The 21,683-nt window shown below is 69.7% G+C and carries 19 protein-coding genes; 12 read left to right on the forward strand and 7 right to left on the reverse strand.

What is annotated here, in order from left to right:
* Both LX12_RS04565 and LX12_RS04570 read right to left on the reverse strand, forming a co-directional pair.
* Window positions 1–2,454: a glycosyltransferase gene (locus tag LX12_RS04565; protein ID WP_253653348.1), complete on the reverse strand. Its 2,454-nt coding sequence runs from the start codon at window positions 2,452–2,454 to the stop codon at window positions 1–3.
* Window positions 2,455–2,530: 76 nt separating this feature from the next.
* A complete protein-coding gene (locus tag LX12_RS04570; protein ID WP_253653349.1) occupies window positions 2,531–2,773 on the reverse strand; it encodes a hypothetical protein in 243 nt (80 codons plus the stop codon).
* 29 nt (window positions 2,774–2,802) lie between these two features.
* Here LX12_RS04570 and LX12_RS04575 point away from each other — a divergent pair, with 29 nt between their 5' ends.
* The 4 genes from LX12_RS04575 to LX12_RS04590 all read left to right on the forward strand — a co-directional run bounded on the left by LX12_RS04575 (window position 2,803) and on the right by LX12_RS04590 (window position 6,150).
* Window positions 2,803–3,774 carry an AraC family transcriptional regulator gene (locus LX12_RS04575; RefSeq protein WP_253653350.1) on the forward strand — a complete coding sequence of 324 codons (972 nt, stop codon included), beginning with the start codon at window positions 2,803–2,805 and terminating at the stop codon, window positions 3,772–3,774.
* A 119-nt stretch (window positions 3,775–3,893) separates the two neighbouring features.
* On the forward strand, window positions 3,894–4,673 hold the full coding sequence (locus LX12_RS04580; protein ID WP_253653351.1) for an SDR family oxidoreductase: 780 nt from the start codon (window positions 3,894–3,896) through the stop codon (window positions 4,671–4,673).
* A 112-nt stretch (window positions 4,674–4,785) separates the two neighbouring features.
* Window positions 4,786–5,364, forward strand: a complete 579-nt coding sequence (locus LX12_RS04585; RefSeq protein WP_253653352.1) for an LGFP repeat-containing protein — start codon at window positions 4,786–4,788, stop codon at window positions 5,362–5,364.
* 201 nt (window positions 5,365–5,565) lie between these two features.
* The gene (locus tag LX12_RS04590) at window positions 5,566–6,150 is read left to right on the forward strand and encodes an alpha/beta hydrolase family protein (protein ID WP_253653353.1); all 585 of its coding nucleotides are present in this window, start codon (window positions 5,566–5,568) and stop codon (window positions 6,148–6,150) included.
* 88 nt (window positions 6,151–6,238) lie between these two features.
* Here the strand turns inward: LX12_RS04590 and LX12_RS04595 are convergent, their stop codons facing one another.
* Complete coding sequence (locus LX12_RS04595; RefSeq protein WP_253653354.1) at window positions 6,239–7,756, reverse strand: flavin-containing monooxygenase; 1,518 nt, start codon at window positions 7,754–7,756, stop codon at window positions 6,239–6,241.
* 209 nt (window positions 7,757–7,965) lie between these two features.
* Between LX12_RS04595 and LX12_RS04600 the strand changes: the two genes are divergently transcribed.
* Genes LX12_RS04600 through LX12_RS04610 form a run of 3 tightly spaced genes read left to right on the forward strand, consistent with a single transcriptional unit; the run spans window position 7,966 to window position 12,043 of the window.
* Complete coding sequence (locus tag LX12_RS04600) at window positions 7,966–9,585, forward strand: phytoene desaturase family protein (protein WP_253653355.1); 1,620 nt, start codon at window positions 7,966–7,968, stop codon at window positions 9,583–9,585.
* 11 nt (window positions 9,586–9,596) lie between these two features.
* Window positions 9,597–10,370 carry a cyclase family protein gene (locus LX12_RS04605; protein ID WP_253653356.1) on the forward strand — a complete coding sequence of 258 codons (774 nt, stop codon included), beginning with the start codon at window positions 9,597–9,599 and terminating at the stop codon, window positions 10,368–10,370.
* Entirely contained in the window at window positions 10,367–12,043 is a 1,677-nt protein-coding gene (locus LX12_RS04610; protein ID WP_253653357.1) for a thiamine pyrophosphate-binding protein, read from the forward strand. Before LX12_RS04605 ends, LX12_RS04610 begins: the two co-directional genes overlap by 4 nt.
* A gap of 136 nt (window positions 12,044–12,179) precedes the next feature.
* Here LX12_RS04610 and LX12_RS04615 read toward each other — a convergent pair whose 3' ends face one another.
* Together LX12_RS04615 and LX12_RS04620 are read right to left on the reverse strand one after the other, a co-directional pair.
* Complete coding sequence (locus LX12_RS04615; RefSeq protein ID WP_253653358.1) at window positions 12,180–14,540, reverse strand: bifunctional salicylyl-CoA 5-hydroxylase/oxidoreductase; 2,361 nt, start codon at window positions 14,538–14,540, stop codon at window positions 12,180–12,182.
* A gap of 29 nt (window positions 14,541–14,569) precedes the next feature.
* Window positions 14,570–16,204, reverse strand: coding sequence for an AMP-binding protein (locus LX12_RS04620; RefSeq protein WP_253653359.1), 1,635 nt, complete (start codon window positions 16,202–16,204; stop codon window positions 14,570–14,572).
* 132 nt (window positions 16,205–16,336) lie between these two features.
* On the opposite strand from LX12_RS04620, the gene LX12_RS04625 reads away from it, so the two are divergent.
* Entirely contained in the window at window positions 16,337–17,185 is an 849-nt protein-coding gene (locus LX12_RS04625; RefSeq protein WP_253653360.1) for a PaaX family transcriptional regulator, read from the forward strand.
* 13 nt (window positions 17,186–17,198) lie between these two features.
* On the opposite strand, the gene LX12_RS04630 is transcribed toward LX12_RS04625, so the two are convergent.
* The gene (locus tag LX12_RS04630) at window positions 17,199–17,924 is read right to left on the reverse strand and encodes an alpha/beta fold hydrolase (protein WP_253653361.1); all 726 of its coding nucleotides are present in this window, start codon (window positions 17,922–17,924) and stop codon (window positions 17,199–17,201) included.
* A 121-nt stretch (window positions 17,925–18,045) separates the two neighbouring features.
* On the opposite strand from LX12_RS04630, the gene LX12_RS04635 reads away from it, so the two are divergent.
* A complete protein-coding gene (locus LX12_RS04635) occupies window positions 18,046–19,011 on the forward strand; it encodes an AraC family transcriptional regulator (RefSeq protein ID WP_253653362.1) in 966 nt (321 codons plus the stop codon).
* Between the two features lie 11 nt (window positions 19,012–19,022).
* Here LX12_RS04635 and LX12_RS04640 read toward each other — a convergent pair whose 3' ends face one another.
* Window positions 19,023–19,418, reverse strand: coding sequence for a RidA family protein (locus LX12_RS04640; RefSeq protein WP_253653363.1), 396 nt, complete (start codon window positions 19,416–19,418; stop codon window positions 19,023–19,025).
* A 120-nt stretch (window positions 19,419–19,538) separates the two neighbouring features.
* On the opposite strand from LX12_RS04640, the gene LX12_RS04645 reads away from it, so the two are divergent.
* Genes LX12_RS04645 through LX12_RS04655 form a run of 3 tightly spaced genes read left to right on the forward strand, consistent with a single transcriptional unit; the run spans window position 19,539 to window position 21,576 of the window.
* The gene (locus tag LX12_RS04645; RefSeq protein ID WP_253653364.1) at window positions 19,539–20,243 is read left to right on the forward strand and encodes a fumarylacetoacetate hydrolase family protein; all 705 of its coding nucleotides are present in this window, start codon (window positions 19,539–19,541) and stop codon (window positions 20,241–20,243) included.
* Entirely contained in the window at window positions 20,240–20,677 is a 438-nt protein-coding gene (locus LX12_RS04650; protein WP_253653365.1) for a cupin domain-containing protein, read from the forward strand. The genes LX12_RS04645 and LX12_RS04650 overlap by 4 nt, the downstream gene beginning before the upstream one ends.
* Window positions 20,674–21,576, forward strand: a complete 903-nt coding sequence (locus LX12_RS04655; protein WP_253653366.1) for an acyl-CoA thioesterase — start codon at window positions 20,674–20,676, stop codon at window positions 21,574–21,576. The genes LX12_RS04650 and LX12_RS04655 overlap by 4 nt, the downstream gene beginning before the upstream one ends.
* Window positions 21,577–21,683: the final 107 nt, after the last annotated feature.

Here is a 21,683-nt window from a genome sequence, read left to right on the forward strand (position 1 = left end):
TCAGCGACCTCCGGTACGGGTGATGCGCTTGGTGCGCTCGATCTCGGTGAACGGCAGCGCCACCACGTCGAGCAGCCGGGACCAGCGCGATGTGCCCCGGACGGCGCGGCCGACGGTCGGCGGCTGGGCGAGGAGGAGCCACGCCGCGGCGTGACGACGAGCCCGCGTGGTCACGCGCGGGTCGACCGCCAGGCCCCACATCAGACGCGTGTGGTCCAGCCATCCGCGCCCGGACCTCTCATTGTGCGCCGAGAGCGTGTTGCCGTCGTCGTGGCGTACACAGACCTCGCGGTCGACGAACGCCACGCGCCGCCCGACGCTGAGCCGCAGCCACAGGTCGAGGTCGAAGGTCTGCGCCAGTTCGGGCCGGAACCCACCCACGTCGCGAGCATCCGACAGCCGGATCATCACGTTCGACGGCTCGCCGAACCAGTTGCGCATCACGCCGCGGAACACCATGTCCTCGACGAGGTCGTCGCCGGCGTTCTCCGCGGACAGGGCACGGAAACCGGTGTGCACGTCGGCGCCGTCGACCGCCTCGCCGCTGGCGTCGACCACCCGACGACGGGCGAACACCATGCCGGTGTCGTCGTCGAAGGCGGAGACGAGGTCGGTGAGCGCGCCGGGGAGGAGCTCGTCGTCCCCGTGGACGAACTGGACGAACTCGCCCCGTGCCAGGTCGAGGCAGCGGTTGTGGTTCCCGGCGGCGCCCAGACGAACGGGGTTCACCACGACCCGGTCACCGGGCCGCAGCATGGCCTGCGCGCGGGACGCCCCCTCGTCGTCCGACGCGTCGTCCACGACGACGACCTCCGCGTCGTCGAGGTCCTGGTCGAGGATGCTCCGCAGACAGCGCTCGACGGTCGAGGCGTTGCGGTAGAGGGGGACACAGACCGAGAGTCGCGGCCGGTCTTCGCGGTCGCGGGCGGTCACGGTCACCGGCGACCACACCACGTCGTACCCGGTCGCCGTCTCGCTCCGCCGACCGACCGTCGACACGGTCACGGCACCGGACAGCGCGTCGACATCCCTGATCCAGGCGGCGCTGCCGTGGTCGGCGTAGGCGTCGGTGCGAGCGCCCTCGAACAGCCGGTGTCGCCGCCCCTCGGCGTCCTCGACGACGCCCATGTCCTCCACACGCCCGCTCGCGCCGACGATCTTCGGTGCCACCGCGCGGACGTCCTCCATCTGGGCCGCCCCGGCGAGCACCTGCAGCCACGACGGGTCGTCGGGGACGACGTCGCGACGGACCACGGCGACGACGTCGTACGGGTCCAGTCCGCTCACGTGAGCGTCGATCTCGTCGTCCGCACCGACCCCGACCGGCGTGACCGTCCGGAACGGCGAGGTGTCGGTGGCGCGAAGCAGCGCCGTCGCCCTCTCGTCGGCCCGGTCGCCGACCACGACGAGGAGCGCGGTGGTCGCGGTCCGCAGGCCCGGCGTGACGTCGTACCAACCGGGCATCCCCTCGATCGGCCGGACCTGGCCGACCATGCCCCGCTCGTCGAGGGCGCGCTCGAGGGCGCGCCGCCCCGCCTCCCGGACGTACGGCTTGTCCTCGAACACCGCCGCGGTCGACCCGGCGGCGGTCCGCCAGTGATAGAGCACCTTCGGGATGTGGGCCACGACCCGTTCACCCGGCGACGAGTGGAGACGCAGGATCAGCTCGTAGTCCTGCGCGCCGTCGCATTCCGGGTCGAGGCCGCCGACGGCGGCCAGCAGATCGCGCCGGACGATCGACAGGTGGCTGGTGTAGTTGCAACACAGGTAGTGGTGCGGCGACCAGCGCGGCTTGCGGTGCGGGCTGTGCCGCCACCGTCCGTCGTCGGTGATCTTGTCCTCGTCGGTGTAGACGATCTCGGTGTCGGGATGCGCGAGGAGGTGATGCGCGACCTCGTTCAGCGCCTGCGGCGCCAGGGTGTCGTCGTGGTCGACGAAGGCCACGAACGATCCGGTCGCCGCGGTGATGCCCACGTTCGTGTTCCGGGAGATCCCCCCGTTGTCGTCGAGACGGACGTACCGGATGCGGGGGTCGCGATCGGCTGCGGTGGCGACTCGCTGCGCCGCGTCGGGATCGGTCGACGCATCCGCGAGGACCAGCTCGAGATCGTGAAACGTCTGTGCCAGAACCGAATCGACCAGCGGATTCAGGTATCGCTGCGGCGTGTCGAACGTCGGCACCACGATGCTGAACATCGGGCCGTCGCCGAATGGGTTGGCAACCGGTCCGATCGGCGCGAGGAAGGTGGTCGGCTCGACCTCCCGCATCCAGGTCTCATAGGCGGCGTCGTAGGGGTAGGGGCGAAACTGTGGGTAGCGGTCGCGGACCGCCGTCAGCGGGTCGAGGTCCGAGATGGACCCCAGGACAGTGTCTTTCAGCAGCCGACGCACCATGCGATACCCGACGCGACTCCGTTCCCCGTGTGACCGGTCGCCGACCGTCGGCGACGTCACGGACGTTGCGAACGCTACCGAACCATCGTGTCCGTCACCAGTCAGATGAACGGATGACCGTCGGCCTCCTACGGAGTCACGACAGCCGGAAGGGCTTTCCCCGGCGGAAGTCGAAGAGCGACTGGTGCGTCTCCCCGATCGACGGCGGGTTGTACGAGAACGCCTGGAGTACGGAACCGAGGTAGGCGACGTCGGGATCGGTGATGAACGCGATACCGCCGAGCGCGGCGATCGCACGTTCGGCGAGGCCGAGCGAAGATAGCGCATTTTTTACGTACGTAACGCAAGCGTCATGAACGTTCCGTATGATGAGATGCACGTCACATGTAGTCGACTTCAGGACACGCCATGCCTGCACTGCTCTCCCGCCACAACCTGGTCCGCACGCGGGACCTCGACGAGGCCCGCAGCCGCATCGCCGACGTCTTCTGCCCGCACCAGCTCGCGGTGACGCGACGAGGGGCGCGACTCGACACCGTCCACAACGGCCGCAAGCGCGGGGCGGTCGGCCTGAACTACCTGCGCTACGGGACCGAGGTGCGGATCACCCCGGGCACCATGGACACCTTCTACCTGGTGCAGATCCCTCTCGCCGGCACCGCGACCGTGCAGGTCGGGCGCGACGAGGTCGCGTCGACGGTCGCCACTGCCTCGGTCACCTCCCCGACGCTCGCCACCGACATGATCTGGTCCGACCACTGCGAACAACTGCTCGTCTACCTGTCGCGCGACGCCGTCGGCGACTACGCGCGCGACGTCCTCGGGGACACATCCGGGCGGGCCGTGCGCTTCGCGCCCCACCTCGACCTCACCGATCCGGCCGTGAAGAGCTGGCTGCGGCTGGTCAACTGGCTGCGCGACGACATCGACGACGGCGCGGACATCTCCGGGTCGCCCATCATCTCCTCCCAGCTCGAGACGATGGTCATAGGCGGTCTGTTCGACATCCAGGCCAACACCGTCGCGTTGCCGCGGCGCCGGGAGCGGACGCCGTCGACGCGGTGTGTCGACGTGGCCCGCCAGGCGATGGAAGCCGACCCCGGCCACCCGTGGACCGCTCCCGAGCTTGCCCGCGTCGCGCACGTCAGCGTGCGGTCGCTGCAGGAGGCGTTCGCGCGGGACCTGCAGAGCACACCCATGGCCGTGCTGCGATCCATCCGCCTCGACGCGGCCCACCGCGCGCTCTCGATGTCCGATCCCGGCGAGACGACGGTCTCCGAGACCGCACTGCAGTGGGGGTTCAGCCACTTCGGCCGGTTCTCCGCGCTCTACCGGGCGACCTACGGCGAGAGTCCGTCGCAGACCCTGGCCCGCTGCTGATCCACCGAATCCGCGTTCGGCGGACAGCCTCCGCGTCGACCGGATAGCGCGCCGCGCGGCGTCGGCGTTGCATCTCCGGTGAGGGCGGCCGTGGGTGCCGCGGACGAGGAGACGCAGCCGTGTTCAGTGAGAAGACCGTCATCGTCACCGGCGGCGCGACCATCATCGGTGAGGCCGTCGCGCAGCTGTTCGCCGACCGAGGGGCGCACGTCGTCGTCGCCGACATCGACGACGCGGGCGGGACGCGTGTCGCCGAATCGCTGGGCGGGAGAGGCACGTTCACCCACACCGACATCCGCGACGACGCGTCGATCGCAGCGCTGATCGACGGTGTGGTCGCCGCGACCGGGCGCATCGACGTCGTCGTGAACCTCGCGTGCAGCTACGTCGACGACGGAGCGGATTCGACCCGGGCGCAGTGGACGGAGGCGTTCGACGTCAACGTCGTCGGCGCCGTGATGGTCGCCCAGGCGGCGCGCCCGCACCTCGCGGCGACCTCAGGGGCGATCGTCAACTTCGGCAGCATCTCGTCGAAGGTCGCGCAGACCGGCCGGTGGCTCTACCCCGCAGGCAAGGCAGCCGTCGTCCAGGTCACGCGCTCCATGGCGATGGACTACGCCGCCGACGGCATCCGGGTGAACTCGGTGTCGCCGGGCTGGACCTGGTCGGCGATCATGGACCGCCTCTCCGGCGGCGACCGGGCGAAGACGGACGCCGTCGCCGCAGACTTCCACTTCCCCGGCCGCGTCGGCGATCCCGGTGAGGTCGCCGAGGTGGTCGCGTTCCTCGCCTCTCCTGCGGCGTCGTTCGTCACCGGCGCCGACTACGCCGTCGACGGCGGCTACTCGGCCATGGGGCCCGAGCAGGCGGTGCCGGCCATCCCGCGTCTCGCCGAGTGAATGTCGTGCGTTCGCCCGACATGTCCTGAGTGTCCGTAACAAACGTCCGACAGTCCTCGATAGCGTTCGTACGAGCCGGTGGACGGCACCGAACGAACGACAGGACCTCACGATGCGCATCAAGGAACGTCTGACAGCAGCGGTCGTCGCGGCGATGGCGGTGGCCGTCGTCGGTGCCGGCCAGACGGCGGTGGCCTCCGCCGACGAGACCTACGGCGAATTCACCGTCGGCGGCCGTATCCTGGACGCCTACAAGGCGACCGGCGGCCAGGAGAAGTGGGGCGCACCGACGTCGAATGAGCGCCCGGCCGCCGCCTACGGCCGGTTCCAGACGTTCGAGAAGGACACCGCGTTCTACTGGAAGGCGAGCGTGTCCGGCGGTGTGGCCCACCAGATCGGCGGGGCGATCCGGGTGAAGTGGGGGACGAGGAATTGGGAGCGTGGCCCCCTCGGCTGGCCCACCACCGATGAGCTCGACGCCAACGGCAAGGGCCGCAAGCAGTTTTTCCAGGGCGGCAACATCTACTACGGCGCCACCACGGGCACCCACGTCGTCTGGGGCGAGATCCTCAACCGGTGGGTGGTCCGCGGAGGACCGGGCGGCCCTCTCGGCCTGCCCACCGGTGACGAGTTTCGCATCGGCAACCGGTTCGGCCAGAACTTCCGGGGCGGTCAGGTCTTCTGGCCCTGACGGTGACCGGCGAGACGCCCCGCGACCACGGGCTCGTCAACGTCGGCGGCGGCCACCGCGTCTACTGGGAGGAATGGGGCGATCCGTCCGGGGTTCCGGTCGTGTACCTCCACGGCGGGCCGGGTGGCGGCCTCGGATCCGGCGCGTACCGGCATCATGTCGACCTGAGTCGCGCGCGGATGATCGGTCTCGACCAGCCGCGTGCTCGGGATCGTCTGTGTCGCCGTCACGGCGACACGACGGTGGGAGGTCGACTGGATCACCGAAGGTGTCGGTGCGCTGTACCCGGAGGAGTGGGACCGGTTCGCGGGTCACGCCGAGCGTGCCGGCCTCGGGTACGTCAAGGGCCGCGACCGACTCGTCACGGTGTACTCGGCGTTGATGGAGTCGGACGACGCCGCAATCCGCGATGCGGCGTCGTGGGCATGGGCACGCTGGGAGGACACCCACGTCGCGATCGGCCGTTCACCCCACCAGCGGCCGTCGGGCTGGGACGACGACCGGTTCCGACACGCGTTCGTCCGCCTGACGTCGTACATCTGGTCTCACGACGGCTTCTGCTACCCGCCGCTGATCGAGCGCGCCGGCGAGCTGGCTGAGATCCCCGGTGTCCTGATCCACGGGCGACACGACGTGTCCGGCCCGGTCGTCACGCCCTGGTTGTTGCACCGGGCGTGGCCGGGTTCAGAACTTGTGGTCAGTGAGACGTCGGGGCACGGGAGTGTCGACATGGGTCGTTCCTGGGACGACGCCAACGAGAGGGTTTTCCAGCGCTTCTCGGCCTGAGGTCGGCGCGAGCGCTCCCGCGACTGGAATCGACTCCCGCGACCGTGATCACAGTCGCGGGAGTCGAGGTAGGTCGCGGGAGGCGTTGTCAGCCGGCCAGCTTCAGGCCTCGCGCGTCGGCACCGGCGGGCGTGGTCCCCAGCCGCTTGCGCAGCTTGGCGGTGACCGACTTGTAGGAGCCCGGCTTCACCGGTGCGAGCCACTGCATCATCTTCGTGCCTCTGCCGACATCGAGTCCGAGGTCGGCAAGCACCTCGTCGATGTTGTGCATGGAGAACGGGATGATGTTGGTGCCGCGAGCGTGTTTGCCGTTGGTCCTCTCCTCCATCCACGCCAGCCGACGGTCGATGTGCGCACGCATCTCGTCGACGGACGGCAGGTCGAGCGCGCCGTGCAGGTGCGCCGCGATCCACACCGCCGACATCTCCGCCGAGAGCGGGGAGAAGAACGACGAGTTGTAGCCGGCGAACGTCAGGTCCGGCACGGTGAGAGGCAAGATCTGACGGTACAGCTGGAAGTTGCCGCGGTCGTCGGTCAGGGCGTCGTTGATCTCGGCGGAGAAGAACGGCACCTCCTGGTGGAAGCCGGTCGCCGCGACGATCACGTCGGCGGGGATGCGATCGCCGGTGGTGAGCTCGGCCCAGCGGCCGGCGTCGTCGACGACGAGGCGGGCGACCTCGGCGTCCCGCCGCACGTCGATCTTCCCGTCGACGACCTGCTCGTAGAAGCGCTCGGTCGCGAGGCTGACGGTGCTGCGGGCGATGTCCTCGAACGTGCCGTTCGGGACGAGGCCCATCTCCCTGAGCTTGAGCTGCCGGGTGATCACCGACTGCACCGAGCCGATCATCGACTTGCGGACGGGATTGCCCGGACCGTGCAGGAAGCGCTCGAAGCCGACGGGTTCGATGTACCGGAACAGTCCCTCCCCCATGCGGGTGAGCATGAGGAACTTGTAGTTGAGCAGGCCACCGAGCTTGCGCGGCATCTTCCACAGGAGCTGACGCGCGACGACCGTCGTCGTGCCGGCGACGTCGCTGATCGGGACCGCGACGTCGCACGCCGACTTGCCGTACCCGAGGACGATCACGTTCTCGCCGCGGGCGTCGTCGAGGTCGTGGAAGTCGCTGGCGGCCATGGCCTGTCCACCGGCCGCGCGGAACTCGTCGAGACCGGGGATCTCCGGCAGGCGCGGGCGGGAGAAGATGCCGTTCGCGACGACGAGATGGTCGAAGCTCTCCGTCGACGTGGACCCGTCGTGGGCGGTGGTGAGGTCCCACCCGCCCTCGGGGCGCGGCTCCGCGGAGATCACCTCGGTCGACAGCCGGAGCGCACCGCCCAGGTCGAACTTGTCGACGTAGTCCTGCAGGTAGCTCTGCACCTGCTCGCCGGTCGGCCACTGCGGGAACGACTTCGGCATCGGGTGGTCGGAGAGGGCGTAGGTGCCCTTGTTGTTCTGTGTGCGCAGGCCCGGATAGCGGCGCGTCTCGCTCCACACCCCACCGACGTCGGGTGTGCGGTCGAAGACGGTGACGTCGATGCCACACTCCCGCAGCACCTTCGCACTGCTCAGACCGGCGAAGCCGGCCCCGATGATCGCGGTCCTCATTGTTCGCTGCCTCCTGGTCGGGTGGTCGTCGCGCCGGCGCGGCGCTGGCGTGTCGGCGACGTTAGCCATGCCTCTGAGCTGGGACTATCCCGTTTGCGCGGGCGTTGTCCACGCCGCGCACGGTTGCTTGCACGGGGGTGCACGCGAGGCGTCGAATGAGGATGGACGCACGCATGGGCCGGCCCGGTCGGGCCGGGGAAGGAGGGGCGATGGGTGACACCACCGACGCCGTCGTCGTCGGGTCGGGCATCAACGGCCTCGTCGCGGCCGCGCTGCTCGCGGACGCCGGCTGGAGTGTGCGACTCGTCGAACGGTCCGAGTCGATCGGCGGGTTCATCGACAGCGGCGAACGCACCGTCCCCGGCTACGTCCACGACACCTACTCGTCCTGGCATCCGCTGTTCGTCACCGGCGGCGCCTACGCGGAGCTCGGCGACGACCTGCACCGGCACGGGCTGGAGTACCGCAACACCGACGACCTCGTCACGGCGTCGGTCGCCGCGGACGGTCGCGCAACCGTCGCACACCGCGACCCGTCGCGCACCGAGTTCGCCGACCCCGCCGACCAGAGGCGGTACCTCGAGGCGCTGGACGCGTTCGGTGCCGACGTGGATCTCATCGGCGGCATCCTCGGGAGCGAGTTCCGCAGTGGTGCAACCGTGTCCGCGGTGACCGGCCTGCTACGACGGAACAGGGTCGACGGCGTCGAGGCCCTGGTGCGGGACGCCGTCAGCAGCGGACGGGGCTGGTGCCGACGCGAGTTCGTCGGCACCGAGGTCGACCGCCTCTGGGTGCCGTGGCTCCTGCACTCGGGCCTCGCCCCCGACAGCGCGTCCGGCGGCCTGATGATCCCGATCTTCGCCGCGACGATGCACGGCGCGGGCCTGCCGATCGTCGCCGGGGGCGCAGCACGATTCGTCGACGCGTTCCGGTCCCTGCTCGTCGAGCGTGGTGTCGTCATCGAGACCGGCGCCGACGTGGAGGCGATCGAGGTGAGCGGTGGTCGCGCTGTCGGTGTCAGGTTCGCCGACGGTCGACGCTTCCGGGCGTCGCGCGCGGTGATCGCCTCGGTCTCGCCGGGTGCGCTCTACGGGCAATTGCTGCCGTCCGAGGTGGCCGGCGGCGCTGCCACCGTCGCCCGACGGTTTCGACCCGGGCGCGCGGCCATGCAGATCCATGTCGCGCTCGATCGCGCACCACGATGGCGGGACAGCCGATTGGACGCGACTCCCCTGGTGCACCTGTCCGACGGCTCGGCGACGACGGCCGTCGCCTGCGCCCAGGCCGAGGCCGGGCTGCTGCCCGGTACCCCGACGGTCGTCGTCGGTCAGCAGTTCGTGATCGATCCGTCCCGGGTACCGGACGGCGCGGGGTCGTTGTGGATCCAGTTGCAGGAGGTCCCTTTCGCACCCATCGGTGACGCTGCCGGGACGATTCACGCCGACGGTCGGTGGACACCGGACGTGACCCGCGCCTACGTCGACCGCGTCCTCGACCGGATCGAGCAGCAGGCCCCCGGTCTGCAGGCGTCGATCGTCGGGATCGACACCATCACCCCGCCGGACCTGCAGGCGCACAACGTCAACGCCGAGAACGGCGATCCGTACGGCGGCAGCGCCGAACTCGACCAGAACTTCCTGTGGCGGCCGGCCGTCGGCCGTGGATCACACAGGACCGCCGTGCCAGGTCTGTGGCACATCGGCGCATCGACTCACCCCGGGCCGGGACTCGGGGGAGGATCCGGGGTGATCGTCGCCCAGTCGCTCACGACCCCGCCCGTCACCACCCGCGTGCGTGACCGCCTGCGCGGCATGCTCACCCACCGATGAGAGGACACACCATGACCCAGCTCTCCGAGCTCGTCGCCGCCGTCGCCGACGGGAGCATCGAGGTCATCGACCTCACCGCACCCCTGCAGGCGTCGACGCCGATCCTGCACCTCCCCGAACCGTTCGCGAACACGATCCCCTTCTCCCTGGAACAGATCAGCGCCTACGACGACTCCGGCCCCGGCTGGTACTGGAACAACATCCACACCGGTGAGCACGTCGGCACCCACGTCGACGCCCCCAACCACTGGGCGACCGGCAAGGACAAGGGCGACATCACCTCAGCCCCTGTCTCCCGCCTCATCGGGCCGGCCGTTGTCCTCGACGTCTCCGACCGTGTCGCCGACAACCCCGACTTTCTCCTCGAGAAGGACGACGTCCTCGCATGGCAGGACCAGCACGGCCCCCTGCCCGAGAACGGGTGGCTGCTGTTCCGCACCGGCTGGGACGAGCGCTCCGCCGACTCCGACCGATTCCTGAACGTCGACGACACCGGCTCTCACACCCCGGGCGTGTCCGTCGAGTGCGCGCAGTGGCTGGCCCACGAGACATCGCTGTTCGGCTTCGGCGTCGAGACCGTCGGCACCGACGCCGGCGTCGCCGCCGGCTTCGACCCCATGTTCCCCTGCCACCACTTCTTCCTCGGCGCAGGCAAGTTCGGCCTCACCCAGCTGCAGAACCTCGCCCAACTCCCCCCGACCGGCGCCGTCGTCGTCGTGGCTCCCCTCCCCATCGTCGGTGGCTCCGGCAGCCCCGCCCGAGTGCTCGCGATGGTCCAGCGATGACCTCCACGCTCAACTCGTCCGCGGTGACGACGAGTTCGACCGCTGATGTGGTCGCCGACGTCCTCGTCACGCTCGGGGTCGACCGGGCTTTCGGGGTCGTCGGCAGCGGCAACTTCGACGTGACCACGGCGCTCGTGGCGCGGGGGATCCCCTACGCCGCAGCACGTCACGAAGGTGGTGCGGCGACGATGGCCGACGCGTACGCGCGGATGAGTGGCCGGGTCGGGGTCGTGACCCTGCACCAGGGGTGCGGGTTCACGAACGCGCTCACCGGGATCGGGGAGGCGGCGAAGAGTCGGACCCCGCTTCTGGTGTTGGCCGCCGACACGCCCGCGTCGTCGTTGCACTCCAACTTCCGTATCGACCAGGACGCGATCACCACCGCAGTCGGCGCGATCTCGATGCGCCTGACGTCGGCCGCCACCGCGGTCGCCGAGACCGCCCGTGCCTACCGGACAGCCCTCGACGAGCGTCGGACCGTCGTCCTGCACATGCCCCTCGACGTCCAGGCCGCACCGGCCGTCGTCGCACCGATCCCGCCGGCCGCGCCCGTCGCTCCCGTGCGGCCGAACTCCGACGCCGTCGCCCGGCTCGTCGAGATCATCGGATCCGCGCAGCGCCCCGTGTTCGTGTGCGGGCGAGGCTCCCGGGCGCACGCCGAGCCGCTGAGACGGCTCGGTGAGGCCGCAGGTGCTCTGCTCGCGACGTCAGCGGTGGCCAACGGCCTGTTCCACGACGACCCGTGGTCGCTGGGCATCTCCGGCGGCTTCTCGTCCCCGACGACCGCCGAGCTGATAGCCGACGCCGACCTCATCGTCGCGTGGGGCTGTGCCCTCAACATGTGGACGATGCGCCACGGTCGCCTGATCGGCGAGGAGACCGTCGTGGTGCAGGTCGACGACGACCGCACCGCGCTCGGCAAGCACCGTCCGGTGCAGCTGGCCGTGCACGGGGACGTCGGACTCACCGCCGAGGACGTGCTGGCCCGCCTCACCCCCGGCGCTCAGCGCTATCGGACCACCGAAGTCGGTGACCGCATCGCGGCGTCGTCGCGGTGGCGGGACGTTCCCGTCGACGACATCTCGACGGACACGCACATCGACCCGCGGGTGCTGTCGATCGCGCTCGACGACATCCTGCCGGCCGACAAGATCCTGTCGATCGACTCGGGCAACTTCATGGGGTATCCGAGCACCCACATCTCGGTGCCGGATCAGAACGGCTTCTGCTTCACGCAGGCGTTCCAGTCGATCGGACTCGGGCTCGCGACAGGGATCGGCGCGGCGCTCGCGCAGCCCGACCGGTTGCCCGTCGTCGCAGCCGGTGACGGTGGGCTCCTCATGAGCGCCGCCGAGCTGGAGACCGTTGCGCGACTGCGTCTCCCGATGGTCGTCGTCTGCTACAACGACAGCGCCTACGGCGCCGAGGTTCACCACTTCGGTGGCGACGAGTACCCGGACACCGACCTGTCGACGGTGACGTTCCCCGACACCGACGTCGCGGCCCTCGCCCGCGGTGTCGGGTTCGAGGCCCACACCGTCCGCACCGTCGACGACCTGGAACCGTTGCGCGCCTGGGTCGCCGGGCCCCGCGACCGACCGATACTCCTCGACGCCAAGGTCGCCCCCGACGGCGGCGCCTGGTGGCTCCACGAGGCCTTCGCGAGTCACTGATACGACGAATCCGTAGTGATTGTTCCCGCTGAGCGGGAAGGATCGCTACGGATTTCTCGTACCCGGAATCGTGCAGACACAGACGTAGCAGTTCGTGTCGCCCAGCGACACGAACTGCTACGGATTCGCGGACGAGTCAGGCGTTCGGGATCCAGCGCCGGCGACGGTCGGCCTGGCCCTGGGATCGGACGAGTTCCAGGCGCGGGGGCGGGCCGTCGGTGCGGCCGCTCGGCGGCTTGCGGTTGCCGGCCTTGTACGGGTTCGGCCAGTCAGCGCCGGGACCGCTGTACTCCTGCTCGACCGCGGCGTGGAGCGTCCACTGCGGGTCGTACAGGTGCGCGCGACCGATGGCGACGAGGTCCGCGCGACCGGCGAGGAGCACCGAGTTCACGTCGTCGTACGACGAGATCGCCCCGACGGCGATGATGCCGGTGCCGTACTCGCGACCGACCTCGTTGCGGATCCGATCCGCGAAGGGTGTCTGGTAACTCCGCCCGAAGGCCGGCTTCTCGTGCTTGACCACCTGACCCGACGAGACATTGATGAGATCCACACCGTGGCGGGCGAACTTGCGGGCGATCTGCACCGCGTCGTCGATGGTGATGCCACCCTCGGCCCAGTCGGTGGCCGAGATGCGCACCGAGATCGGCTTGTCCTCGCCCCATGCAGCACGCACCGCGTCGAAGACGCGCAGCGGAAAACGCATCCGGTTCTCCAGCGACCCGCCGTACTCGTCGGTGCGGGTGTTCGCCAGCGGCGACAGGAACGACGACAGCAGATAGCCGTGCGCACAGTGCAGTTCGAGCAGGTCGAAACCGATGTCGGCGGCGGCGCGGGCGGCGTCGACGAACTGCTGACACAGGCCGTCGAGCTCGTCGGCACCCAGCTCGCGGGGTGTGGCGCTGTCGGGACCGTACGGCAACGGCGAGGGCCCGACGACCTCCCAGCCGTCCTCCAGCGGGTCGTCGATGCCCTCCCACATCAGCTTCGTCGAGCCTTTGCGACCCGAGTGGCCGATCTGGATCGCGATCTTCGCGGTCGTCGTGTCGTGGACGAAGTCGACGATCTCGCGCCACGACTCGCGCTGCGCCTGCGTGTAGATGCCGGTGCAGCCCGGTGTGATGCGGCCGGTCTCGGACACACAGACCATCTCGGTCATCACCAGGCCGGCACCGCCGAGCGCCTTGCTGCCCAGGTGCACGAGGTGGAACTTCCCGGGGACCCCGTCGACGGCGGAGTACATGTCCATCGGGGCCACCATGACCCGGTTCTTCAGCTCGAGACCCTTCACCCGGTAGGGATAGAACATGGGCGGTCGCGACTCGCTGATCGACGGGTCCTGCGCGAGGTACCAGCCGTCGATCGCGTCGACGAACTCGTCGTCACGCAGACGCAGGTTGTCGTAGGTGATCCGCCGACTGCGGGTCAGCAGGTTGAAGGCGAACTGCTCGGGGTCCTGATCGGTGTAGTCGGCGATGGACTCGAACCACTCCAGGCTGGCTTGGGCGGCGCGCTGCACGGATTCCACGACCGGGCGACGCTCGGCCTCGTAGGCCGCGAGCGCGTCGGGCAGGGTGTCGTTCTCGTGGATGCAGGCGGCCAGGGCGAGTGCGTCCTCCATGGCCAACTTGGTCCCCGAGCCGATGGAGAAGTGCGCGGTGTGCGCGGCGTCGCCGATGAGGACGAGGTTGTCGTGCACCCAGTTCCGGTTGCGCACGGTGGTGAACGAGATCCACTTCGAGTTGTTGACGAACACCTCGTGGCCGTCGAGGATGTCGCGGAAGATGTCGCGCACCAGGGCGATCGATTTCTCGTCGCTCTCACCCGGCGCGAACTGCTGATCGGCGAAGTCGCCGAACCCGGCCTTCTCCCAGACCTTCTCGTGCATCTCGACGATGAAGGTGCTGCGACTGTCGCTGAACGGGTAGGCGTGGATCTGCATCACGCCGTATGGGGTCTCACAGATGAAGAACTCGAACGCCTCGAAGACGCGGTCGGTGCCGAGCCACATGTACTTGTTGTGCCGGGCGTCGAGGCTCGGGCCGAACTCGTCGGCGAAGCGTGCGCGGATGGCGGAATTGACGCCGTCGGAGGCCAGGACCAGGTCGTACCCGGCGCGGAGCTCGTCGACGTCGGGGGCGAGGGTGCTGTAGTGCACGGTGACTCCGAGATCGGCGCAGCGACGCTGCAACACGCGCAGGAGCTCCTTGCGGCTCATGGCCGCGAAACCCTGGCCCCCGGAGGTGAGCATCGTCCCCTTGTAGGTGATGTCGATGTCCTCCCAGCGGGCGAACTGCGCGGACATCGCCGCGAACACCTCGGGGTCGGCGTGCTCGATGCCGCCGAGGGTCTCGTCGCTGAAGACGACGCCGAATCCGAAGGTGTCGTCGGGGGCGTTGCGCTCCCACACGGTGATGTCGTGGGTCGGGTCGAGCTGCTTGGTCAGCGCGGCGAAGTACAGGCCGGCGGGTCCACCGCCGACGATGGCGATCTTCATGATGTCTCCTCGTCGAGAGTTCGGGGTGGTCAGTTCTGCCGCAGCTTGAACCGCTGGAGCTTGCCGCTCTCGGTCCGCGGGAGGGCATCGACGAAGGCGATGCTGCGGGGGTACTTGTACGGAGCGGCAGTGGCTTTGACGAAGTCCTGCAGGGCGCGGATCGTCGTCTCGTCCTGAGCCACACCGGGCTTCACGACGACGGTCGCGTGGACGATCATCCCGCGCTCGTCGTCGGGGAGGCCGATCACCGCGGACTCGACGACGTCGGGGTGCTGGTCGAGCACCGACTCGACCTCGGGCGCGGCGATGTTGTAGCCGGACGACACGATCATGTCGTCACTGCGGGCGTGGTACCAGAAGTACCCGTCGGCGTCGCGGGTGTAGGTGTCGCCGGTCAGGTTCCAGCCGTTCTTGACGTAGTCGCGCTGGCGTTCGTCGGCCAGGTACCGGCATCCCGTCGGGCCCTGGACCGCGAGCAGACCGGGTTGCCCGTCGGGGACGTCCTCGCCCAGGGCGTCGACGATCTTCGCGGTGAAGCCCGGCACGGCACGTCCGGTCGACCCGGGCCGGATGTCGTCGTCGGCGGCGGAGATGTAGATGTGCAGCATCTCGGTGCCGCCGATTCCGTTGATGATGCGGACGCCGGTGCGCTCGTGGAACTGCTGCCACACGGCGGCCGGCAGGTGTTCCCCCGCGGACACGCACCGCCGCAGCGACCGCAACGCCTCGGGCCGGTCGGTCCTGAGCATCGCGCGATATGCCGTCGGGGCGGTGAACAGCACCGTCACCCCGAACCGCTCGATCGCGTCGGCCAACTGACCCGGCGCGGGCTTCTCCAGCAACAGCGTCGCGGCGCCGGCCCACAGCGGGAAGACGACGAGCCCGCCCAGTCCGAAGGTGAACGCCAGCGGCGGGGTCCCGGTGAACAGGTCGTCGGGGGTCGGCCGGACGATGTGCCGCGCGAACGTGTCCGCGTTGGCCAGGACGTCGCGGTGGAAGTGCATGGTGGCCTTGGGGACACCCGTGGTGCCCGATGTCGGCGCCAACATCACGACGTCGTCGGCGGCGGTGTCGACGTCGTCGAACTCGACCGACTTCGATGCCGCCAGCGCGATGAGGTCGCCCACACCGCTGGCGCCGAACGCTGTCGTCGTGACGTCGACGGGGAGCAGTTCGTCGAGGAACCGGTGGTCGCACAGGGCGATCGACGGACGGCACAGGTCCACGAGCTTGGTCAGTTCCGGGGTCCGCAGCAGCGGCATCGTGGTGACCACGACGCCGCCGGCCTTGATGACCGCGAGCCAGCACGCCACGATCCACGGCGTGTTCGGGCCGCGCAGCAGGACACGGTTGCCCGGGACGAGCCCCAGATCGTCGACGAGCACGTGCGCGATCTGGTTCGCGCGGTCGAGGAGGTCGCCGTACGACCAGGTCGCGGCCGGGGTGACGATGCACCGCCGGTCACGCCCGAAGCGCGCGACGGCCCCGTCGAGAAGCGCCGTCGCACAGTTCAGTCGCTCCGGGTACTGCAGTTCCGGGAGCTCGAACCGCAGTTCCGGCCACAGGTCGGCGGGCGGCAGGTTGTCTCGACAGAAGGTGTCGACATGTGCGGAGCCGGTCAGCGGACCGGGTGTGTCCGTCGCGGCCGATGTCGGTGCGCTCACGGATCTGCCCTCCAGGGTCTCAGGTCTCGTCGGTGCGCTCAGTATGCACGAATCTTGACGGTCGCGATAGACACGACATAAACATGTAACACCGAGCGTCGGCCAGGGGCGCCCCGGACTTAAGGTGGTCCCATGTCGGTGACGAACACCGTCGCGCCCGCCCCGGCCGACATCGCGCCCCGCGATCTCATCGTCACGCTCTACGGGCTCTACGCACGCAGCGAGGACAACTGGCTACCGGTGTCCGGGCTGATCCGACTGATGCAGGAACTCGGTGTCGACGGGCAGTCGGTGCGGTCGTCGGTGTCGCGACTCAAGCGCCGCGACATCCTGCACGGTCTTCGGCACGGCGGTGTCGCCGGCTACGAACTGTCGTCGTCCACACTCGACGCGCTCGCCGAGGGCGACGTCCGCATCTTCGACCGACGTCGCGCCCGCCTCGAGGACGGCTGGCTTCTGCTCGTGTTCTCGATCCCGGAGAACGAGCGCGACAAACGGCACACGTTGCGGACGTCGTTGAGCAGTCTGGGTTTCGGGACCGTGTCGCCCGGCACGTGGATCGCGCCGTCGCAGCTGGCGGACGAGACGCTGTCGATGCTGCGGCGCAAGGGTCTCGCCGACTACGTCGAACTCTTCCGCGCCGACCATCTCGGCGTGAAGGAACTCCGCACCCGCGTCCCGCGCTGGTGGGACCTCGACGCCGTCGCCGCCGCGTACGCCGACTTCATCCGCCGCCACCGGCCGCTCGTCGACGCGACGATCACCGACCCCACCGAGGCGTTCGTGGCCTACGTCCCGATGCTGACGGCATGGCGTCGCCTCCCCTACCTCGACCCCGGCCTGCCGCTCGAGGTGCTGCCGCGGGGGTGGAACGGCGAGGTGGCCGAGCAGATGTTCGCCGACCTCAACGCGCGGCTCGGCGGGCCCGCACGGGAGTTCGCCATGGACGTCCTGCACGCCGGGGCCGTCGGCCGACGCTGACGGCCCCGTCCGGTCAGGGCCGCCCGGCCTCGACGATCTTCGCCGCCAGCAGCGCCGGGTTCGTGAACATAACCTCGTGGCTCCCGGGCAACTGGACCAGCCGGAACGCACCCAGACGGCCGGACATACGCGGGTGCCAGCCCCACTCGCCCTGCGGGAGCGCGGTGTCCTCGGTCGCGTTGATGTAGCTCTTGGGGATGTCGAGAGCGTAGAAGCGTTGGAGGTCCAGCTTGTCGGTGAACGGCGTGAAGGGTTCGGTCGACAGCTGTGCGTGCGTCGACTGCGCGAGCTCCAGGTCGGCGTCTTGGATGAACGCGTCCCGCCACACCGGGAACGGCATCGGCACCGTGTTGTCCTCCGACGCCGCGGCGAGACCGGCGAACATCTCGCGGTAGTGCGGCGGCACCTCGTCCATCAGGCTGTTGCCGGGCTGCGGGACGAAGGCGTTCCAGAAGATCAGTCGCTCGATGCGCTCGGGGATCTCCTCGGCGACGCGGGCGATGACCGTCCCGCCGAAGCTGTGGCCGAGCAGGACGAATCCCGAGAGGTCGTGCTCGACGACGAAGTCGACGATCGACGCGACGCAGTCGTCGTGGTCGACGTCCTTCGGCACGCCGTTGCCGTGGCCGGCGATCGTCGGGGTGTGGACCTCGTGACCGGCGGCGCGCAGCTGCTCGGCCACCGGACCCCAGAGCGGACCGTCGTGCCACGAGCCGTGGACCAGGACATACATCGCCATCGTGATTCCTCTCCTCGGTACGCATCTGTTGCGCATCGGTGACGAGGAACGTAGAACCGCACCACAGGACCGTTCCAGCCGCTGCGCGACGCCGATGGCCGGGATGCGCACAGGAGGCCGTATGACGCAGACGAGGAGCCCACGGGTCACGGTGGACACCCGCGATCCGGACCGTGCCGCGGGGATGGTCGGTTCCGCCTACTGCCCACACCGCCTGAACCTGGGCCGCGGACGCGAGCGGTTCCGGGCCGTGCAGACCGAGACCACGGTCGGCGACGTCGCGGTGCACCACCTGTCCTACGGCGCCGACGTCGGAGTCGAGCCCGGCCCGCTGGGTCGCTGGGTCCTCGCCTCCACCCCGGTACGCGGCGCGCTCACCGTGCGGTCGGGTCGCGCCGCACGCACCGTGACCCCCGGCGAGACGGTCGTTTTCGACGCGCTGCGCGAGTTCACCCTCGAGTGGCACGACTCCTGCGAGTTGCGCACCGTCCGACTCCCGGCGGCCGTCGTCGACGACAGCATCCGTGACCGGGGCGTCGACCCCGTTCGACACGCCCGCTTCTCCCTGGAGGCCGCCGTCTCCGTCCAGGCCGCACGGTCGTGGCTCGGCGCGGTCGACATGGCCGAGCGAGAGGCGCGACGGGGCGGACCCTTCGTCGAATCCGGGCTCCTCGCAGCACAGTTCACCCGGATGATGGCCGGACTGCTCGTCGAGACGCACCCCGCGATCGACGGCGACGGGATCGTCGGTGCAGGTGTGGCGCCACGCCACCTCCGTGCCGCGGTCGAGTTCATCGAACGCAACGCGGCACAGGACGTCACGCTCTCGTCCATCGCGAGGGCATCGGGAGTCGGTGTCCGCGCCCTGCAGGTCGGGTTCCGACAGCACCTGGACACCACCCCGACGGCCTACCTGCGCGACCACCGGCTGCAGCGCGCCCACGAGGTCCTCGTGCAGGCACACCTCGGCGACGGCACCACGGTTGCCGACGTCGCCCACACCTGGGGGTTCGGCAACCTCGGACGGTTCGCCCGGGCGTACCGCGAGAGGTTCGGCTGCACGCCGATGGAGACGCTGCGTCGCTGAGACGAGGTGACTCAGGCGCCGACGGCGGCGACCCCGGCGATCTCGATCATCGCCTCCTTCTGCCAGAGCTCGGTGATGCCGATCCCGGCCATCGCCGGGTAGTCGGTGCCGGCGAGCTCACGCCAGATCCGCCCGATCTCCCTGCCGTTGGCCTGGTAGTCGGGGATGTCGGTGAGGTAGATCGTCACCGAGAGCAGGTCCGACGGTGTGCCGCCGGCCGCCTCGAGCGCGGTGAGCAGGTTGGTGAACGCCTGGCGGAACTGCTCGACGATCCCGCCGGGCACGATCGCGCCGTCGGCGGTCATCGCCGTCTGTCCGGCGAGGTGCACGATCCCGTTCGCCTTGGTCGCGTGGGCGAAGCCCGACGGCTTCGCGAGGGTCGCGGGATTGATGTGCTCGACGGTCATCGCGGTCTCCTGCCGGGGTGTGGGGCGGGCGTACTCAGCACCCGTTGCCAGACGGACTATATCGTGTCATTCTGTCGGTCGTAACGTTCAAAGCATATTCGACGGCGAGAGGACGAGCCCGTGGTCGGCACGCCCCTGACGGTGACCCCCGCGACGAAGGTCATCTGCTGCGGTCACAACTACCGCGCCCACATCGAGGAGATGGGGCACGGCCTCCCGCGCTTCCCGACGCTGTTCGCCAAGTTCGCGGACACGCTGACCGGCCCCCGCGACGACGTCGTCGTCCCCGCGTTCGCCGCCGACACCGTCGACTGGGAGGCCGAGCTGGCCGTCGTCGTCGGATCACCTCTCCGCCACGCCGACCGTGCCGCCGCACGAGACGCGATAGCCGGGTACACCGTCGCCAACGACATCTCGGTCCGCGCATGGCAGCGCCAGACCGGACAGTGGCTGCCGGGCAAGGCCTTCGAGGCCACGACACCGATCGGGGACCGGGTCGTCGAGGTCGACCCGGCCGCGGGACTGCGGATCGAGTGTCGCGTGAACGGCGAGACGGTGCAGTCGGCGACGACCGACGACCTCCTCTTCGACGCCGCCGATCTGCTCGTCCACATCACGGCGTTCACGCCGCTGCGCCCCGGCGACATCGTGCTGACCGGCACTCCCTCGGGTGTCGGGGCCGCGCGTGACCCGCAGCGGTTCCTCGCCGACGGAGACGTCGTCGAGACCGAGATCGAGTCCATCGGACTGCTGCGCAACACGATTCGCATCGACACCACCGACCACCCGCAGCTCGCGGGCCAGCACCGAGAGGAAGCACGATGACCAGCACGCACACCGACAAGGTCGTCCCCGTCGTGACCCGCGCCGGGCAGGAGCACACCGAGACCGGGCAGTCCGGCGGCGCCGTGCGCGTGTCCGGTGTGAGCCCGCAGCACACCCCGGCCACGAGGATCTGGTTCGGGCGCGTCTCGAACGAGCCCGGCTATCGTTCCCTCCCCCACCACCACGGTGAGGCCGAGACGGGCGGGTACGTGCTGACCGGCAGCGCCCGGATCTACTTCGGCGAGGACTACACCGAGTACGTCGACATGGGCCCCGGCGACTTCGTCTTCGTCCCGCCGTACATGCCGCACGTCGAGGCGAACATGAGCACCACCGAGGAGCTCGTGTGGCTCACCTGTCGCACCCCGGACAACATCGTGGTCAACCTCGACGACGTCGAGGACTCCTCCCTGGCGGGATACCGTCGCGCATGAGCACCACCGAGTCCTCCACCACCGCAGCGGCTCCCGGAATCCCGTACAGCAGCGCGGGCATGCTCCGGGCACTGGATCTCACCGACCTCGGTGACGACCGGTTCGGCGCCGTGCACCAGGTGATCCCGTCGGGACGCGCCTACGGCGGCGAGACCCTCGCCCAGGCCGTCGCAGCCGCCACGCGCACCGTCGACGACGACCGGCGCATCCACTCGTTCCACGGGTACTTCCTCCGCGGCGCCGACGTGCAGGTCGAGAGCACGTACGCCGTCGACCGCCTCCGCGACGGACGAGGGTTCTCCGCCCGCGCGGTCCGCGGCGAGCAGGGTGGCAAGACGACGTTCACCGCGCTCGCGTCGTTCCAGACGCAGCCGGCGCACGGCGTGACCCATCACGCGCCGATGCCCACCGATCTGCCCGACCCCGAAAGTCTCCCGACCTCGGAGCAGGCCGTCGACGGTGCACGGGTCCGCGACGGCGACTACTGGTCGCGCGAGCGGAACTTCGACGTCCGCCACGTCGAGGATCCCGTCTACGTCGCGCACGCACGGCAGACCGACCCACGGCAGGTCGTGTGGGTGAAGGCCTACGACCGCCTTCCCGACGACCCCGTCCTGCATCAGATCGCGCTGGCCTACATCTGCGACTACACGCTGCTCGAGCCCGTCCTGCGCGCACACGGCGCGGCCTGGGCCGACGAGGGTGTGGTCACCGCCAGCCTCGACCACGCCATGTGGTGGCACGCGCCCGGTCGCGCCGACGAATGGGTTGCGCTGGTGCAGGATTCGCCCGAGGCCGGCAACGGTCTCGCGTCGACGCGGATGTCGCTGTACAACCAGGCCGGCGAGCTCCTCGTCACCGTCGCCCAGCAGGGACTGGTGTCACTGCCGGGCGCCTGAACCGCCCACTCGACCTCCGTAAAAGCCCAGTCGACGTCCGCAACCGCCCACTCGACGAAGGGGACCGCCCACTCGAGGAGTGGGCGGTCCCGTGTGGTGTGTGCCGG

The sequence above is a fragment of the Williamsia serinedens genome (genome assembly GCF_024171725.1).
In the GTDB taxonomy this organism is placed as follows: domain Bacteria; phylum Actinomycetota; class Actinomycetes; order Mycobacteriales; family Mycobacteriaceae; genus Williamsia_A; species Williamsia_A serinedens.